Origin of the sequence: Parabacteroides hominis (assembly GCF_014287585.1) — a bacterium.
Classification (GTDB): Bacteria; Bacteroidota; Bacteroidia; order Bacteroidales; family Tannerellaceae; genus Parabacteroides; species Parabacteroides hominis.
In genome coordinates, this window is record NZ_JACOOJ010000027.1 from 39,943 (window position 1) to 57,936 (window position 17,994).

At 47.3% G+C, this 17,994-nt stretch carries 18 protein-coding genes; 13 read left to right on the forward strand and 5 right to left on the reverse strand.

What is annotated here, in order from left to right:
- Window positions 1-8 precede the first annotated feature (8 nt).
- From H8S65_RS14210 to H8S65_RS14245, 8 genes are all read left to right on the forward strand, one after another.
- Complete coding sequence (locus H8S65_RS14210) at window positions 9-1,412, forward strand: anthranilate synthase component I family protein (protein ID WP_186930587.1); 1,404 nt, start codon at window positions 9-11, stop codon at window positions 1,410-1,412.
- A 118-nt stretch (window positions 1,413-1,530) separates the two neighbouring features.
- Complete coding sequence (locus tag H8S65_RS14215) at window positions 1,531-2,106, forward strand: anthranilate synthase component II (protein ID WP_186930588.1); 576 nt, start codon at window positions 1,531-1,533, stop codon at window positions 2,104-2,106.
- A 33-nt stretch (window positions 2,107-2,139) separates the two neighbouring features.
- Window positions 2,140-3,138 (forward strand): anthranilate phosphoribosyltransferase, encoded by a 999-nt coding sequence (gene trpD, locus H8S65_RS14220; RefSeq protein WP_186930589.1) that lies wholly within the window; start codon window positions 2,140-2,142, stop codon window positions 3,136-3,138.
- 34 nt (window positions 3,139-3,172) lie between these two features.
- Window positions 3,173-3,982, forward strand: a complete 810-nt coding sequence (trpC, locus tag H8S65_RS14225) for an indole-3-glycerol phosphate synthase TrpC (protein ID WP_186930590.1) — start codon at window positions 3,173-3,175, stop codon at window positions 3,980-3,982.
- On the forward strand, window positions 3,979-4,617 hold the full coding sequence (locus tag H8S65_RS14230) for a phosphoribosylanthranilate isomerase (RefSeq protein WP_186930591.1): 639 nt from the start codon (window positions 3,979-3,981) through the stop codon (window positions 4,615-4,617). Before trpC ends, H8S65_RS14230 begins: the two co-directional genes overlap by 4 nt.
- Before the next feature lie 260 nt (window positions 4,618-4,877).
- The gene (trpA, locus tag H8S65_RS14235; protein WP_186930592.1) at window positions 4,878-5,687 is read left to right on the forward strand and encodes a tryptophan synthase subunit alpha; all 810 of its coding nucleotides are present in this window, start codon (window positions 4,878-4,880) and stop codon (window positions 5,685-5,687) included.
- A gap of 637 nt (window positions 5,688-6,324) precedes the next feature.
- The gene (locus tag H8S65_RS14240) at window positions 6,325-7,560 is read left to right on the forward strand and encodes a site-specific integrase (protein WP_002561011.1); all 1,236 of its coding nucleotides are present in this window, start codon (window positions 6,325-6,327) and stop codon (window positions 7,558-7,560) included.
- Between the two features lie 12 nt (window positions 7,561-7,572).
- A complete protein-coding gene (locus tag H8S65_RS14245; RefSeq protein ID WP_002561010.1) occupies window positions 7,573-7,935 on the forward strand; it encodes a hypothetical protein in 363 nt (120 codons plus the stop codon).
- 102 nt (window positions 7,936-8,037) lie between these two features.
- On the opposite strand, the gene H8S65_RS14250 is transcribed toward H8S65_RS14245, so the two are convergent.
- Window positions 8,038-10,137, reverse strand: coding sequence for a DEAD/DEAH box helicase (locus H8S65_RS14250; protein ID WP_494546182.1), 2,100 nt, complete (start codon window positions 10,135-10,137; stop codon window positions 8,038-8,040).
- On the opposite strand from H8S65_RS14250, the gene H8S65_RS14255 reads away from it, so the two are divergent.
- Complete coding sequence (locus H8S65_RS14255) at window positions 10,129-11,106, forward strand: IS982 family transposase (RefSeq protein WP_009598283.1); 978 nt, start codon at window positions 10,129-10,131, stop codon at window positions 11,104-11,106. The genes H8S65_RS14250 and H8S65_RS14255 overlap by 9 nt on opposite strands.
- 67 nt (window positions 11,107-11,173) lie before the next feature.
- On the opposite strand, the gene H8S65_RS14260 is transcribed toward H8S65_RS14255, so the two are convergent.
- From H8S65_RS14260 to H8S65_RS14275, 4 genes are all read right to left on the reverse strand, one after another.
- Window positions 11,174-12,115 carry a HamA C-terminal domain-containing protein gene (locus H8S65_RS14260; protein ID WP_002561007.1) on the reverse strand — a complete coding sequence of 314 codons (942 nt, stop codon included), beginning with the start codon at window positions 12,113-12,115 and terminating at the stop codon, window positions 11,174-11,176.
- A 52-nt stretch (window positions 12,116-12,167) separates the two neighbouring features.
- A complete protein-coding gene (locus H8S65_RS14265) occupies window positions 12,168-12,371 on the reverse strand; it encodes a helix-turn-helix transcriptional regulator (protein WP_002561006.1) in 204 nt (67 codons plus the stop codon).
- A gap of 190 nt (window positions 12,372-12,561) precedes the next feature.
- Window positions 12,562-12,867: a helix-turn-helix domain-containing protein gene (locus tag H8S65_RS14270; RefSeq protein WP_002561005.1), complete on the reverse strand. Its 306-nt coding sequence runs from the start codon at window positions 12,865-12,867 to the stop codon at window positions 12,562-12,564.
- A 31-nt stretch (window positions 12,868-12,898) separates the two neighbouring features.
- The gene (locus tag H8S65_RS14275; RefSeq protein ID WP_019131010.1) at window positions 12,899-13,198 is read right to left on the reverse strand and encodes a helix-turn-helix domain-containing protein; all 300 of its coding nucleotides are present in this window, start codon (window positions 13,196-13,198) and stop codon (window positions 12,899-12,901) included.
- Window positions 13,199-13,478: 280 nt separating this feature from the next.
- On the opposite strand from H8S65_RS14275, the gene H8S65_RS14280 reads away from it, so the two are divergent.
- The 4 genes from H8S65_RS14280 (at window position 13,479) to H8S65_RS14295 (ending at window position 17,927) form a co-directional block, all read left to right on the forward strand.
- A complete protein-coding gene (locus H8S65_RS14280) occupies window positions 13,479-13,835 on the forward strand; it encodes a helix-turn-helix domain-containing protein (protein ID WP_002561004.1) in 357 nt (118 codons plus the stop codon).
- 3 nt (window positions 13,836-13,838) lie between these two features.
- Window positions 13,839-14,189: a helix-turn-helix domain-containing protein gene (locus tag H8S65_RS14285; protein ID WP_004291454.1), complete on the forward strand. Its 351-nt coding sequence runs from the start codon at window positions 13,839-13,841 to the stop codon at window positions 14,187-14,189.
- Between the two features lie 20 nt (window positions 14,190-14,209).
- Entirely contained in the window at window positions 14,210-15,778 is a 1,569-nt protein-coding gene (locus H8S65_RS14290; protein ID WP_002561002.1) for a DUF3945 domain-containing protein, read from the forward strand.
- A 61-nt stretch (window positions 15,779-15,839) separates the two neighbouring features.
- Window positions 15,840-17,927 carry a type IA DNA topoisomerase gene (locus tag H8S65_RS14295; RefSeq protein WP_002561001.1) on the forward strand — a complete coding sequence of 696 codons (2,088 nt, stop codon included), beginning with the start codon at window positions 15,840-15,842 and terminating at the stop codon, window positions 17,925-17,927.
- The last annotated feature ends 67 nt before the right edge of the window (window positions 17,928-17,994 follow it).

Below are 17,994 nucleotides of genomic sequence, written 5' to 3' on the forward strand. Positions count from 1 at the left end.
AATGATCTATGAACTATACATTTAAAACAATAAGCAGGAAGGTTCTCGGTGACCTCCACACACCCGTCAGTATCTACCTGAAGGTACGGGATATTTATCCGGAATCGGCTTTATTGGAGAGTTCCGATTTTCATGGAAACGAAAACAGCCTTTCCTATATCGCGCTTTGTCCGTTAGCAAGTATCGGGATCAACAATGGGGAATGTACAGCTATTTTTCCTGATGGGAAAAGCGAGGTTACGGCATTGACGGAAACATTTAACGTGGCGGATGCCATGAACGCGTTTTTGAAGCGTTTCTCGATTGAAGGTCCTGATAAGAAAGTCTGCGGACTGTTCGGATATACGGCTTTTGACGCCGTGCGTTACTTTGAGAACATCCCGGTGATGGAAGCGCATCACGAAGAGAACGATGCTCCTGATATGCTTTACATATTATACAAGTATGTACTTGTGTTTAACCACTTCAAAAATGAACTGACATTGGTCGAACTGCTGCAACCGGGCGAAAACTCCAATTTGCAGGAGATAGAGACATTGATCGAAAACCGGAACTACGCTTCTTACAACTTCCAGGCTATCGGTCCCGAAACATCTCCTATCAGCGGGGAAGAATATAAAGCGATGGTGCGGGAAGGCATCCGTCACTGCCTCCGTGGAGACGTATTCCAGATCGTACTGAGCCGCCGGTTCGAGCAGGCGTTCAAAGGAGACGATTTCAAAGTTTACCGGGCTCTCCGGAGCATAAATCCTTCCCCCTACCTGTTTTACTTCGACTTCGGAGGATTCCGTATCTTCGGCTCCTCACCCGAAACGCACTGCAAGGTAGCCGACGGTCATGCGAGCATCGACCCGATTGCAGGCACGGCTTTCCGCACGGGAGATGTAGCATTGGACAGACAGCGCACAGAAGCCCTGCTTGCCGATCCGAAAGAGAATGCCGAGCATGTAATGTTAGTCGACCTCGCCCGTAACGACCTCTCGCGCAATGCACATGGCGTACAGGTCGATTTCTATAAGGAAGTGCAATACTACAGCCACGTCATTCATCTGGTATCGCGTGTCAGCGGTGAAATCGATGCTGATAGTAATCCGGTTAAAACCTATATAGACACATTCCCTGCCGGGACATTGAGCGGAGCGCCGAAGGTACGCGCCATGCAACTGATTACGGATATAGAAAAGCATAATCGAGGCGCCTATGGCGGTTGCATCGGGTTTATCGGCTTTGACGGTGACTTGAACCAGGCGATCACGATCCGTACATTCGTCAGCCGTGGCAATGTCCTGTACTATCAGGCAGGAGCCGGCATTGTCGCCAAAAGCAATGATGAACGTGAATTACAAGAAGTAAATAACAAGTTAGGCGCTTTGAAGAAAGCGATCGATCTGGCAACAACACTTATTAATTGAAAATGAAAAGTGGAAAGTGGAAAGTTACTTGGGAGGTATAAGAACCGGTTTGGCTTAGCAAGCAGTTCCATTCTTAACTTTCAACTCTCAACTTTCAACTATAAAAAACAAAGTTTTTATGAAGGTATTACTATTCGACAATTACGATTCCTTTACCTACAACCTGTTGCATATACTGAAGGAATTAGGTGCGGATGTAGAAGTACACCGCAATGACAAGATATCATTAGACGAGGTGGAACGTTTTGACAAGATCCTTTTGTCACCCGGTCCGGGCATCCCGGAGGAGGCAGGCATCCTGCTGCCGTTGATCCGCCGCTATGCACCGACCAAGAGCATCTTAGGCGTCTGCCTCGGAGAGCAAGCTATCGGGGAAGCATTCGGTGCAACGCTTATCAACCTGACGGATGTGCACCACGGGGTTTGTTCGGATATACGGGTGAAAGTGGAAGACCCGTTGTTTGCAGGCCTGGAATCCGGTTTCCGTGCCGGCCGCTACCATTCGTGGGTCGTCTCAAAAGAGAATTTCCCCGACTGCCTGGAGATCACGGCGGAAGATACGGAGGAAGGACAGATAATGGCACTCCGCCATCGCGAATATGATGTTCGCGGCATCCAGTTCCACCCGGAATCCGTGCTGACACCGAAGGGAAAGACAATCATACGGAACTGGATGGGCGGAATTGAAAGTTAATAATTAAGAATTAAAGAATGAAGAATTAAGAAGATGAAAGATATATTGTATAGATTATTCGAGCACCAGTATTTAGGACGTGACGAGGCGCGGACGATTCTTCAGAATATTGCGGAAGGCAAGTATAATGATTCACAGATTGCCAGCTTGATAACGGTCTACCTGATGCGTAACATTTCCGTAGAGGAGTTGGCAGGTTTCCGCGAGGCGCTGCTCGAAATGCGTGTCCCGGTGGATTTGTCGGAGTTTAAGCCGATCGACATCGTGGGGACGGGAGGCGATGGAAAGAATACGTTTAATATCAGCACGACCTCTTGCTTTGTCGTAGCAGGTGCGGGATATAACGTTGTGAAACATGGGAACTACGGGGCGACCTCGGTCAGTGGCGCCAGCAACGTAATGGAACAGCATGGCGTGAAGTTCACTGCCGATATTGACCTGTTGCGCCGTTCGATGGAAGCCTGCCATATCGCCTACCTGCATGCGCCGCTGTTTAATCCGGCATTGAAAGCCGTAGCGCCGGTGCGGAAGAGCTTAGGTGTGCGCAGCTTCTTCAACATGCTCGGCCCGCTGGTCAACCCGGTGATGCCGGCCTACCAGTTGTTAGGTGTGTACAACCTGCCATTGCTCAGGCTTTACAGCTATACCTACCAGGAGAGCGGAACGCGTTTTGCCGTCGTACATAGCCTCGACGGATATGACGAAATATCGCTGACAGCGGAATTTAAGGTGGCAATGCCGGAAAAAGAGAAGCTCTACACGCCGGAAATGTTAGGTTTCCCCCGCACAACGGAAGCGGAACTGGACGGTGGTGAGACAGTCGCCGAGGCAGCCCGCATCTTTGACGATGTCCTGAACAACCGGGCGACTCCGGCACAAAAGAATTGCGTAATCGCCAACTCCGCTTTCGCCATCCAAGTCATCTGCCCTGAAAAGAGAATCACAGAATGCCTGGACGAAGCCCGCGAAGCCTTGGAAAGCGGCAAAGCATTGCAAACGTTCAATACGTTTATCAAATTGAATAATAAATGATGGTTTATCATAATCGTACAATAAAACAACGAATATGAAAGATATATTACAAGACATCATAGCCAATAAGCGCATCGAAGTAGAGCGGCAAAAACAAGCTGTCCGGTTGCAGACCTTGTTGGGACTGGGCGGTGAACGGCTCGAACGCCCTACCCGTTCCATGCGGGCGGCTCTTGCTGCATCTTCATCGGGTATCATTGCCGAGTTCAAACGGAAAAGCCCTTCGAAAGGCTGGTTGCATCCCGATGCTGCCGTAGCCGATGTGCTGCCCGCCTATGAAATGGGAGGCGCCGCAGCCTGCTCCGTCCTGACCGATTCGAATTTTTTCGGCGGTTCCTTAGGCGACCTTTGCAAAGCACGCAGCCTGGTAGACCTGCCTTTGCTGAGGAAAGACTTCGTCATCGACGAATATCAACTCTATCAGGCACGCGTGATGGGGGCCGATGCCATCCTGCTGATTGCCGCCTGCCTTACCCCGGAACAATGTCTCATGTTTGCGGAGTTGGCCCATACCCTCGACATGGAAGTGCTGTTGGAGATCCATTGTGAAGAAGAGCTCGGCCACCTCAACGCATCTGTCGATATGTTAGGCGTGAACAACCGCAACCTCGGAACATTTCATACCGATGTGGAAAACTCCTTCCGCCTGGCAAAGGCAATGCAAACGGTCACCCGTGAAAGAAACCTCTCTCCCCTGTTGGTATCGGAAAGCGGCATTTCGGCAACAGCCACCGTTTCGAACCTCAGGGAAGCCGGTTTTCGCGGATTCCTGATCGGCGAGACGTTTATGAAAACCGATGCACCGGGCAGTACGCTCGCACAATTCATAGGAGGATTGCCATGATCATCAAAGTATGCGGAATGCGCGACCCCGAAAACATACGGGAGGTCGCAGCTTTAGGGGTCGACTGGATAGGACTGATATTTTTCGCAGGTTCCCCGCGAAAAATAATGGACAATGGACAATGGACAACGGACAATTACGGCAAGCGGTATCCCAATAGTCATTTGAAAAGGGTCGGTGTTTTTGTCAACGCTTCCTTCGAAACGTTGACCGGGACAGCGGCACTTTTCCGGCTCGATTACCTGCAACTGCACGGAAATGAGACGCCGGATGATTGCCATGCCTTGCAAAAGCGTGGTTATTCGCTGATCAAGGCATTCCAGATTGCAACAGCCGGCGACCTCGAACAGACTGCCGCTTATGAAGGGCGTGTCGATTACTTCCTCTTCGATACCAAATGCAGCAGTTATGGAGGTTCCGGCAAGCAATTCGATTGGTCCGTACTCGAAGCCTACCGGGGAGAGACTCCTTTCCTGTTAAGCGGAGGCATCCGCCCGGAAAGCATCGGGGCAATACGTTCTTTCCGGCATCCCCGCCTTGCCGGGATCGACCTGAACAGTGGATTCGAGATCGAACCGGGCCTGAAAGACATAGGAAAGCTAAGCATATTTATTAATCAATTAAAAAACAAATGATGATTTATCAGCGAGCTAACAAACGAGGTTTGTCTCGTGGCTGTAGGCTCTCTTTTGCCGTCTGCTTCAGCAGACGGTTTAAAAGATTTAGAGCAAAGCCTCTTCCTCTGTGGACTTCAGTCCCTTTCATCTATTGTATCAATCATCTATCCGTCTGCTGAAGCAGACGGCAAAAGAGAGCCTGCGGCACAAGACGTTGCCTTGTCTGTTTGCTCACCCATAAATCATTATTTATTATCCAACATTCATAATTCAAAAAAATGAACCGCATTACAAACTTATTCAACACAAAGAAGAATGGAATCCTTTCCGTCTTCTTCACCGCCGGATATCCGAACCCGGACGATACGACGAAAATATTAAAAGAGTTAGAAAACAAAGGGATAGACATGGTCGAGATCGGAATCCCCTTCTCCGACCCGATGGCAGACGGCCCCGTGATCCAGGAAGCCTCCACGGCTGCGTTGCGAAACGGGATGTCGCTGCATGTCCTGTTCGACCAATTGGAAAATATCCGTCAGGATGTGCATATCCCGGTTATCCTGATGGGCTATCTGAATCCGATCATGCAATATGGTTTCGAAGCGTTCTGCCGGAAATGTGTGCAGACAGGGGTGGACGGCATGATCATCCCGGATCTGCCTTTCGCCGATTATATGGCGGATTATAAAGCCATCGCCGACCGGTATGACCTCAAAATGATCATGCTCATCACACCCGAAACCTCCGAAGAACGCATCCGCCTGATCGACGAACATACAAGCGGTTTCATCTATATGGTATCGAGTGCCTCCACTACCGGTGCGCAACAGAACTTCAACGAGCAGAAGCAGGCTTATTTCCACCGCATCGACGGGATGAGCCTCCGGAATCCGCGCTTAGTCGGTTTCGGCATATCGAACAAAGCCACCTTCGAAGCAGCCGCCGCCAACTCGTCAGGGGCTATCATCGGCAGTAAATTCATGCAATTATTGAAAAGCGAACCGGCAATCGACAGGGCGGTCGATAAATTATTGGATGCTTTAAAGAATGATGATTTATCTGTTACTTTTGGCTTGATCCAAAAGTAACCAAAAGATCAAGGCTTAACCGTCCGGTCTACTCCGGGCAAAGGTTCCGCTGTCGCCTGCGAAACTCGCTTCGCTCAGACAGCGCAGGCTCCCGGACGCTTCACCTTTACCCTCCGCTTGACGACCGTCCGCTTAGGCCTTTCTTAGAAAGCTCCGCTTTCTCTTGGGATGGCCGATACCGCCTGCCATATAGTTATAATTATCAGCAATCCCCACCCCCCTCACCCTCTCTTTTGGGGGCTGTCCAAAAAGTGTGACAGCCCCTTTTGCTATTGTTTATTTCGGTAAAAAGTAGTATCTTAGGTAAGCAAAGTTACTACAAAAAAGTGAAATGCGGAAAGATATAGTGATAGAATTGAGTTACAAGGGTTTTAGTTAAAGTGGCGATAATTCGTGAAGCCATTACAATCCTTGCCGAAGCCAAATCTTGACGCCGCAACGTTACTTGTTCGTAACCATGTCCGAAAATGCGACAAACGGGTACGAATGGCGAAACAAGACACTATGTTATAGTGAGTTACCCACAACTCACGTAACAAATACGGTTACGGAAAAAAGATTGCGCCGTTCCTCCCCGTTTTGCGTACCGACACCGGACTCTTCACCAACTAATTTTGAAATCCAAAAATTAAGAACGATGAAGAGTACATTTTCAGTAATCTACTACCTCAAGCGTCAGGTAGTGAAAAAGGACGGGACGGTTCCCGTCATGGGACGCATCACGGTGGACGGCAGCCAGACGCAGTTCAGTTGCAAGTTGAGTGTCGATCCGAAGCTGTGGGACACCAAAGGGGGACGTGTCACGGGCAGAAGCGCGGCGGCACTCGAAACGAACCGTATGCTTGACAAGATGCGGGTGCGCATCAACAGACACTATCAGGAAATCATGGAGCGTGACAACTTCGTCACGGCGGAGAAGGTAAAGAACGCCTTTCTCGGACTGGAACACCGCTACCACACGCTGATGCAGGTGTTCCGTCGGCACAACGAGAACTATGAGAAACAGGTGGAAGCAGGCATGAAAGCAAAAGGTACACTGGAAAAGTACCGTGTCGTTTACAAGCACCTGCAAGAGTTCCTCGACATCCGCTACCATGTGAAGGACATCGCCCTAAAAGAGCTTACTCCCGCTTTCATCTCCGACTTCGAGATGTTCCTGCGCACGGACAAGCACTGCTGCACCAATACCGTGTGGCTGTACGTCTGCCCGCTACGGACAATGGTGTTCATAGCCATCAACAACGAGTGGCTGACACGCGACCCGTTCCGCGAGTATGAAATCAAGAAGGAGGAAACGACACGCAGTTTCCTGACCAAAGACGAAATACGCCTGCTGATGGAGGGGAAACTGAAAAACGCCAAACAGGAACTGTACCGCGACCTCTACCTGTTCTGTGCGTTCACCGGATTGTCGTTCGCGGATATGCGCAACCTCACGGAAGAGAATATCCGTACCTATTTCGACGAACACGAGTGGATAAACATCAACCGCAAGAAAACGGGCGTGGTGTCCAACATCCGCCTGCTTGACATCGCCAACCGCATAATCGGCAAATACCGTGGGCTATGCGAGAACGGCAGGATATTCCCCGTTCCGCATTATAACACGTGCCTTGCCGGTATCCGTGCCGTCGCCAAGCGTTGCGGCATCACCAAGCATATCACGTGGCATCAAAGCCGCCACACGGCAGCCACGACAGTTTTCCTTTCCAACGGCGTACCCATCGAAACGGTCAGCTCCATGCTTGGACACAAGAGCATAAAGACGACGCAGATTTACGCGAAGATAACCAAAGAAAAACTCAATCAGGATATGGAAAACCTTGCCGCAAGGTTAAACAACGTCGAGGAATTTGCAGGTTGCACCATCTAAAAAAGAGGAGCCATGAAACGTGACATAATCATCATAGAGGACAAGGCGGTCAGCGTAACCGGTAACGATGTGTGGATGACCGCCACCGAAATAGCCGGACTGTTCCATACGACCGTCCCGGCAGTGAACGCCGTCATCAAAGCCGTCCGCAAGTCTGACGTGCTGAACGACTACAAGGTGTGCCGCTACATGCAGCTTGAAAACGGGCTGTACGCGGACGTGTACGCGCCTGAAATCATTATTCTGATTGCTTTTCGGCTGAACACCTACAACACCTACCTGTTCCGCATGTGGCTGGTAGGAAAGGTTCTCTCACAAGAGAAGCGGCAAACATACGTGATGTTTATACAGAACGGAAAAACTGCGTACTGTTGAAGATATCAAATGAAAATTATACGAAAGAATTTCTATATGGATCCTTATCTAAATAGCCATATCATATCTCAAAAAATATAGAGGTAATAATATGGCTATTATTTAATTCTTTTGATTTGTCGTTATGCAACGAATTCCGTTCATAAAATGTTTTAATATATATTTGTCAAATGAATGGAGATTAGGTATTTTTTGTTCAAGGTATTCAATTCCTATCGTGTTAAATTCCTGTATAACGATTGTAATCTCTTTAGAATCGTCTTCAAGATTTATAAGACCTGCATTTTGTATCTTTTTACTAATCATCCTCGGTAATCCGTATTCTTCAAGTTGAAATACAATTTTAGGTAAAAAGGCATTTGATGCTTTATATACAAAATTGGCGATATTTGAGGAATTAGGATAAAGTTCTTGACGTATAATATTAATTACCGCAATAATAGATGAGAGATTAAAGGATACATATCTTTCAAATGTAAATATATCCTCATATGTAATACCATAATCTTTTACTGTGTTATATAGCTCTTTTATAGTCATTTTCCATCCATTACTACATGCACATGCATAATACCGTAAATGTCCTTTTCGATGATATTCCAAAATTTCTATGATATCTCCTAAAGCATCCCTCCATTCCCATGTATTATTGTTTTGTAAAGCATCGCAATTTGTTGGCCAATTGGAATCAGTTTTCAATTTTTCCGCAATTATCTTTAACATTGATGGTTTACAACTTCTGATTTGTGGTATTCTTTCAATTCTATGCCAAATATCCGTTCCAAGAAGTTCTATCATTTCATCTTGATATCGTTGAATTTTTACATATTGTTCATTATTCAATTTTATACCGGGGTCATTTCCATCAAGTTTTTTTACTACATCATCAGGAAACTCTAATCTCAATTTAGTATTTTCTTGACTTGGTGGCTCTTCAAGCATATAGACACGACCTACAAAATAACGAAACATTCTGCCTGCGCGTCCAATGATGTTGCGAAAGGTAAAATAATCAATCTTATGAGCCCCGTTCTTATTTGACCATAAAACGACACTCTCTGCTTGAGTATTTACTCCTTCAATTATAGACGAGGTCGATACCAAATAATCTAACCCATTCTGTTCTTCAAATAGTTTTATTTGAATTTGACTAAGAGAACGATGTAGCTGACCATTATGAATACCAATACCATGTTTGACTAAATCTTTAAGAATATACTTTTCTCCATAATTGCATTCCAGCCAATCAGAAAAATTAGCAAGCAGTTCAGAGTCTTTATTATATAAATTTCTGTTAAGAATTGTTGTTACTTCTTCAATTCCCTTATATGTGCCGGTATATATCAAAGCTTTACCTATACCTGTATTTATTAATTCAATAAGTTTACGTGTCTTAAAACTCTGTTTATCTTCATTCTTTGGTCTGCTTTTATATAACCGCCATGCATGCGTTACAACGGTCTTAAAATCCATACGCAGAAATGTCATCCCTTCAGTGAATACATTTTCTTCTATTTCATGGATATTTGGGGCAAGATAATATCTTTGTTTAGCTTTCTTTCCGAGTTCTACCATTGAACTGAGTAAAGTGGAGCTTCTTTCAAGATCAAAATTTGTACTTGCCTTATAAAACTCATCAACGATTAGAATATCAATTGAAGGAAGTTTATCTATATAGGCAAAAGCTCTTTCTTGCGGAAATACCAATATGTTTTTCTCCGCAAGTTCTACATCTGTTGTTGTAATTATTTTATATTGATGAGAGAATTTTCGGCAAATTCGTCTTCTTGTTTCATCTGCAAGAGCAACCGTAGGTACTAATATTACAACATTAATTGGTTGTTTAATCGCAATAAATGCATCAATAACAAAACTTTTACCAAAACTTGTAGGAGCACTCACCGCAACGCTTTTCCCTTCTAATAACTTCTTTAATACCTGTGATTGAGCAGTATGTAAGACACAAGGTTTTCTTTCTCCAATATTAACTTTAAAAACTTCACATACAAACCGATCTTCCCAAGATGCAGTATATGTATCAATATACGGTAAAAGCCCCACTTCACGAATAAGATGGTTGACTAATTCCATATATGAATTATTGTTAGTACCATTAATCTCATGAAGTAATGTAATTACTTTGGATCTTGCATTACTTATATCACCCGTTGGTTGAATTAAAAAGTTAGTAAAATGACAAATGAAAGGTTGTGCATATTTCTGGTTTTTAGTAACTTAATAGCATCCAAACTATTGAGTTCAAACCGTCGTATGCACAACTTCATCGAAAAATTCACAAAAATCAACGACATCTGCAAGAAATTTGCAGGAAATCGTGTAAATGAACATGGCAATGTATCTCGCCGTGGAGTTATTCCCACCTTTTCTGATTTGGAAGTTATAGCTCTTTCTCTTACAGCCGAAGCATTCGGTTATGACAGCGAGAACAACCTCTTTAAGAGATTGGCTGAATCTCCCGAACATATCCCTAACCTTATATCCAGAAGACAGTTCAACGTCCGTCGCAAACTCACGGCTTGTCTTGCAGAAGACATCCGCAGGGATATTGCCAAGAGCATAGACGGTGGGGAAAATGTCTTTGTGATAGACTCCAAGCCTGTCAAAGTATGCCAGCTGGCACGAGCCAAGCGTTGCGTTATGGGAAATGATAATCCGCAAAGCGCACCTTCCAAAGGCTTTTGCGCCTCCCAACAAATGTATTACTATGGGTATAAGCTCCACGCTATCTGTGGAATAAGTGGTGTTATTCACTCTTATGATATAACGGCTGCAAATGTTCATGATATACATTATCTGGATGATGCAAAGTGGGATTATCACGACTGTCTTATGCTTGGAGATAAGGGGTATTTAAGTGCTGAGGTGCAACAAGACCTTTTCGAAACGGCTCATATCAAGCTTGAAGTCCCGTATCGCTTGAACCAAAAGAATTGGAGAAATCCTTCGTGGGCTTACAGGCGTTTCAGGAAGCGAATCGAAACCGTTTTCTCTCAACTTAACGACCAATTCATGATGGTACGCAATTATGCAAAGCAGACAGGCGGACTGTTTACACGTACTGCCGCAAAAATCGCTGCTATGACCGTGCTGCAATACATCAACTTCTGTAACCATCGTAAAATTGGTCTTGTTAAAGATGCTTTATTTTAATTCAACCAACGGGTTTATATCACCAGCATTTAGAACATTACTTATATCTAAACATGTATTATATATATCATTCGTCTGCATCATTTTTGAGATTTTTTGCTTGTGAAATAAACCAGTTTACTATTTTTGTTTTATCAGGAACAGGAAAAAGAATCAAATGAAAGTTTATTTCCGAATACTTATGAACAGAACTAAGCTTGTTGATCTGCTTCTTAAAAAACGAATGAGCACGATCTCTATGAAAAGAAATAATACTATTTTTATACTCATCACTCATTTCAGTAGTACTTGCTGTTATCTGGCATTCATGTAATAAAAGAATAGGTATATGTAGTTTGGGTTTTATTTCGTCAATGGAAGTATTCTCATCGAAACATTCTTTTATCTTTTTAAGTAATGTTTGGTTTTCAATTTGTTTATCAAGTTCATTGAGATTGGTCATTATTCCGCATTCCTTTTTCATAATAGGTTTGCGCAACATTTGTTCAACAGAATTTATTGGTTCGTATAATCGCGCATCCTCAAGAGAATTATAAAATTTAGCTTCTCCTAACCAAAGTTGAAAGCCTCCATTTGGGTCAATTACAATGTGTACAGAATCAGAGCCCTTTGCATTATCATTATCATTCTGTTTATAAAAAATTTTAGGTATTGCAGATAAGGCTTTATAATGGTTCTTCATTATGCCATATAGAATAATTTCCGCTATTTCACTTCCCTTTCCATTCTGCTCTTTGTCAACAAGTCGTAAATGTTTGGCAGCCTCAATAAGCCTACCGTAATCATTATCTATTAATTTCTCTCGTTCTTGTGCAGACAAAGCTGTTTCTGCAATATTACTGAAAACAAATTCTTTGAATTGACGATATCTCCAACTGCCATCTTCAAAGCCATTAGCAACTGATAATAACCTGTCATTATGATCTGGATTTATTTCTTGCTTTTTTGTATTAAAATTAACAAAACAATCATCAACTAATATATCAAAATTCCAAATTTTATTGCTCATACACTTTATTTACATGCTTAAAAATGGTGAAACATCTATATTCCTTTAGATACTATTTTTTTGTATGACAAATAAGTTCATGAACATCAACATCAAGCAAATTTGCAATACGAACAAATGTGTACAAATCAGGTTGAGAATGATTATTACACCATTTAGATACTGTTGCAGGATCTTTCTGTAATTGTTTTGCCAACCATTTGCTCATAACTCCTTTTTCTGATAGTACATTTTTAATGTTGTTTAAAATTGCCATTACAATTAATTTTTAGATTGCGTTAAATGCAAAGTTACAACTTTTTATTAACTATATGAATTTCTAACGATAGAAATTGGTTGGATCAATCAAAAAACTGGTTTTAAGGTCATTAAAACACCCAAGTATATAAAAAGTAAACGGGCAGCACCACAAAATGTCGCCCGTTTCCTTTTTCATGTTGGCCGCCTCACTCCAGCGGCTTGCGGTAGTTCGCTTCCAGCACCTCGCGCAGCCCCGTTTCCGGGTAAAGCACCTTCCCTCCCAAAAGTATGAAGGACAACACGCGGTTGTTGCGGTATTCCTGCAAGGTGCGTCGGCTGACACGGAGCAGTTCCGCCACCTCACCGTCAGTCAGGTAACGTTCCCCGTCCAGCGGAGGGCGGTAACTTTCCAGAAATACAGACAGCCATTTCGAGCCTTTGCGCATATCCTGCATCACAGAGGCTATCGGCTCGTCTTCCATCGTAAAAACATCGTTGGTCTCGTTCATCATAACTTCGGATTCAGTGGGTGAATAAATCAAATCATCTGCCGTGCGAATAGAGCGTGCCGATAAGCGGTATCAACCTCTTAACCTCCTCCGGCTTGTAATAGAACCTGCGGTTTATCTGCGAGTAGCCGATAAGCCGCCTGTCGCGCAGCGTCTGCAACGTGCGCGGGCTTATTCTCAACTGCCCGCAGACCTCCTCGCCCGTGAGCCATCTTTCCATGCGCCCCGTGTCGCTTTTGCGCCTTAGGGCGGCGACCTTCTCCGAGAGTGCGCCGAATGCCGCCACCATCATCTCGAAAGTCTTTTTCTCGATAGATACTATTTCCATATTCATGCAATTATCGGTTTGCCCGCAAAGGTAACGATGCAGCCCTTAACACGTACCGTTTTCCGCTGAAAGGCTGCCTGTTGCACCGTTTGACCGGGTTACGGAGCCATCTTCCGTAAAAATCTTACGTGAGTCACGTAGTGAGTTGTTAAAGCCCCTTTTGTTTATTGCCGAATTTTGTCGCAGAAACATAGAGCAAGCCGAGTGTAGAGCGTCAAACTTGCTTGAACGGTATGCCGAGGCGCAGCCTATGTTCATGAAAATAAACAAAAATAAAGGACTGAATATGAAAGTGATAACGATGGAAAGTTCTGCCTTCCGGTCATTGACGGAACAGATAGCGGAGATTGCGGCACACGTCCGTGCCGCCTCCGGCGACAAGAAAGCGGCATCGCCCGACAGGTTGCTCACCACACGCGAGGCGGCGCACCTGCTTAACGTGAGTACCCGCACCCTCCAGCGTATGCGCAGCGAGCAACGCATCGGTTATGTCGTGCTTCGCGGTAAATGCCGCTACCGGCAGTCGGAAATAGACCGCCTGCTTGAAGCGTGTGCCGTCAACGAGGACGCGGCGACACCGCAGGAATTGAAACGCAACCACACGCTGCGCACTGGCGGCAAACCAAAAGGAAGGAGGACATAGGTCATGGAACTGCTCACACGAAACAACTTCGAGGGCTGGATGCAGAAGCTGATGGAACGGCTCGACCGTCAGGACGAACTGCTGCTGGCGATGAAGGCTGAGGGGAAACAGCCTACTATCACGGAAAGCATCCGCCTTTTCGACAATCAGGATTTGTGCATGCTGCTCCAGATAAGCAAGCGCACACTGCAACGCTACCGCAGTGTCGGCGCATTGCCCTACAAGACACTGGGCAAGAAAACCTATTACAGCGAGGAGGATGTGCTGACATTCCTTTCCAACCATATCAAGGACTTCAAAAAAGAAGATATAGCCTTCTACAAGGCTCGTATCCATAATTTCTTTCATAAATAACCCATTAAAACATTTTTCAAATGGCAAAGAAAAAAGACGAAAAGGACGTGCTGGTAGTCCGTGACGAGAAGACGGGCGAGATCAGCGTGGTAGCCGGGCTGAATGCAGACGACACACCCAAGCGTACCCCTGCGAAAGCTGAGAACGCGCAGAGTTTCCTGCAATTCGACCGACACGGCGACGTGCTGGACAACTTCTTCAAGAACTTCTTCCGGCAGTGCAAGGAACCCAGCCGCTTCGGTTTCTACCGCATCGCGGCAGACCAAGTGGATTCCATGCTTGGCGTGATGAAAGACCTGCTTCAGCATCCGTACCAGAACAAACAAATCCTTGCACCGCACAAAATCGACACCTTCCCTTATCAACAGCAGGTGCAGGAAGAGATGGCGGCACAAAAGACAGAGAAACAAGAACCTCAAAAACAGGAAAACATGGAACAACAGAAAGAACAGCAGGAAAGCCCGCAACAGACGCAGGGCAGACAGGGCTACCAACCCATCAACGAGAGCAAAATCAACTGGCAGGAGCTGGAGGACAGATGGGGCGTGAAGCGTGACGACCTTGAAAAGTCCGGAGACCTTACGAAGATGCTCCACTACGGCAAGTCCGACTTGGTAAAGGTCAAGCCCACCTTCGGCGGCGAATCATTCGAGCTGGACGCCCGCCTCTCCTTCAAGAAGGACGGCGAGGGAAATGTCAGCCTCGTGCCGCACTTCATCCGCAAGGAGCAGAAGTTAGATGAGTACAAGGAACACAAATTCTCCGACGATGACCGGAAGAACCTGCGCGAAACGGGCAACCTCGGCAGGGTCGTGGACATTGTGGACAGGGAAACGGGCGAAATCATCCCCTCCTACATCAGCATCGACCGCAAGACGAATGAAATCACGGACATTCCGGCAAACAAGGTGCGCATCCCGGAGCGCATCGGCAAGACGGAAATCACCAAACAGGAGCAGGACATGCTCCGCGCCGGACTGCCCGTGCGCGACAAGCTCATCGAGCGCAACGACGGCAGGAAGTTCGTCACCACCCTTCAAGTGAACGTGGAGCAGCGCGGCGTGGAGTTCGTGCCGGGAACCGGAAGGTCGCCCCGTACCGCACAGACGCAGGAAGCCAAAGGTGACACCTCGAAAAGTCAGGCGCAAGGCGGGGAAAATGCCGCACAGACCAAGAAGGAGCAACGCCGCAACACGTGGATGAACGAGGACGGCAGCATCCGCCCCATCAGCAAATGGAGCGGCGTGAACTTCACCGACAAGCAGAAAGCCGACTACGTGGCGGGTAAAGCCGTGAAACTGGAGAACGTGACCGACAAGCAGGGCTTCCATGCCACGATGTATATCAAGTTCAACCCGGAGAAGGGCCGCCCGTACCGCTACGAAACGAACCCCGACAACGCCCAGCAGGTCGCCCCGTCCAACGAGAGCCGCACACAGGTGGCGGTGAACAACGAGGGCAAAACCAACGAGGCGACAAAGAACCTGAAAGAGCCTTTGCAGAAAGGTCAGACCGCCCCAAAGGACGACCGCCAGCAACAGCAGCAGGAGAAGCCGAAAAAGAAGAACAACAAAGGCATGAAAATGTAATCCCGTGTCCGCCACTGAATCCAAAATAAAATCCAAAGTATCAACAAAAAAGCAAGAAAACATGAAGACAATCATTGCAGAAAAGCCCTCCGTGGCACGTGAAATCGCCCGCATCGTGGGCGCGACAAAGAGAGAGGAAGGATATTTCGAAGGAGGCGGCTATGCCGTGACATGGGCATTCGGACACCTCGTTCAGCTTGCCATGCCCGACGGCTACGGCGTGCGCGGATTTGTCCGTGACAACCTCCCGATTATTCCCGACACATTCACGCTCGTCCCCCGTCAGGTCAGGACGGAGAAAGGTTACAAGCCCGACAGCGGCGTGGTGTCGCAGATAAAAGTCATCAAAAGACTGTTCGACACAAGCGAACAAATCATCGTGGCGACCGATGCCGGACGCGAGGGAGAGCTTATCTTCCGCTACCTCTACCACTATACGGGTTGCACCACTCCTTTCGTGCGTCTGTGGATCAGCTCGCTCACCGACAAGGCTATCCGTGAGGGACTGCGCAACCTCGAAGACGGCAGCAGGTACGACAACCTATACCTCGCCGCCAAAGCGCGGAGCGAATCCGACTGGCTCGTGGGCATCAACGGCACTCAGGCGTTATCCATAGCCGCCGGACATGGCACGTATTCGGTGGGGCGTGTGCAGACACCCACGCTGGCGATGGTGTGTGAACGCTATTGGGAGAACCGCCGTTTTACGTCCGAAGCATTCTGGCAGCTCCATATCGCAACAGACGGTTGCGACGGCGAGGTCGTGAAACTCTCATCCTCCGAGAAATGGAAGTCGAAAGAACCGGCAACGGAGCTATATAATAAGGTAAAGGCGGCAGGCAGCGCAACGGTAACGAAAGCAGAGCGTAAGGAGAAGACGGAGGAAACTCCCTTGCTGTACGACCTGACCACGCTCCAAAAAGAAGCCAACGCCAAGCACGGCTTCACGGCGGAACAGACGCTTGAAATCGCGCAGAAGCTCTACGAGAAGAAGTTGATAACCTATCCGAGAACGGGAAGCCGCTACATCCCCGAAGACGTGTTCGCTGAAATCCCCAAGCTACTCGCCTTTATCGGCACGCAGCCCGAATGGAAAGACAAGGTGCGGGCAAAAGCCATCCCGACACGCCGTAGCGTGGATGACGGCAAGGTAACAGACCACCATGCCCTGCTCGTCACGGGAGAGAAACCGCTCTTCCTCTCCAAAGAGGACAGCACCATTTATCAGATGATTGCCGGACGAATGATAGAGGCATTCTCCGAAAAATGCGTCAAGGACGTGACTGCTGTCACGGCAGAATGTGCCGGAGTGGAGTTCACCGTGAAAGGCAGTGTCGTGAAGCAAGCCGGATGGCGTGCCGTCTATGGCGAGGAAAAGGAGGAAACTACCATCCCCGGCTGGCAGGATGGCGACACGCTCACGCTGAAAGCCACCTCCATCACCGAAGGAAAGACCAAACCCAAGCCGCTGCATACCGAAGCCACCCTGCTCTCGGCAATGGAAACAGCGGGCAAGGAAATTGAGGACGACGCGCTGCGGCAGGCGATGAAGGACTGCGGCATCGGCACTCCCGCCACACGAGCGTCCATCATCGAAACGCTTTTCAAGCGCGGTTACATGGAACGCTGCAAGAAGTCGCTTGTTCCCACCGAAAAGGGACTCGCCCTCAATTCCGTGGTGAAGACGATGCGCATCGCCGATGTAGCCATGACGGGCGAATGGGAAAAGGAACTGGCACGTATCGAGCGCGGGGAACTGCCCGCCGACACTTTCCGCAAGGAGATAGAGGCGTACACACGGGAAATCACCTCCGAACTGCTCTCGTGCGACAAGCTCTTCGGCAGCCGTGATTCCGGCTGCGCGTGTCCCAAGTGCGGCACGGGCAGGATGCGGTTCTACGGCAAGGTGGTACGTTGCGACAACACGGAGTGCGGACTGCCCGTGTTCCGGCAGAAAGCGGGACGCACCCTGTCCGACGACGAAATCAAAGACCTGCTCACCGACGGGCACACCAAGCCGCTCAAAGGCTTCAAGAGCAAGCAGGGCAAGAACTTCGATGCCATAGTCGCCTTTGACGGGGAATATAACACGACGTTCGTGTTCCCGGAAAAGAAATGCAAGTCTTCCTATCCGAAAAAAAGGAAATAATCACTAACTTTTGATAAGTTAGGCTGCATCTCAACAATAGAAACAAACAAGTTTTTTTCGTATTGTC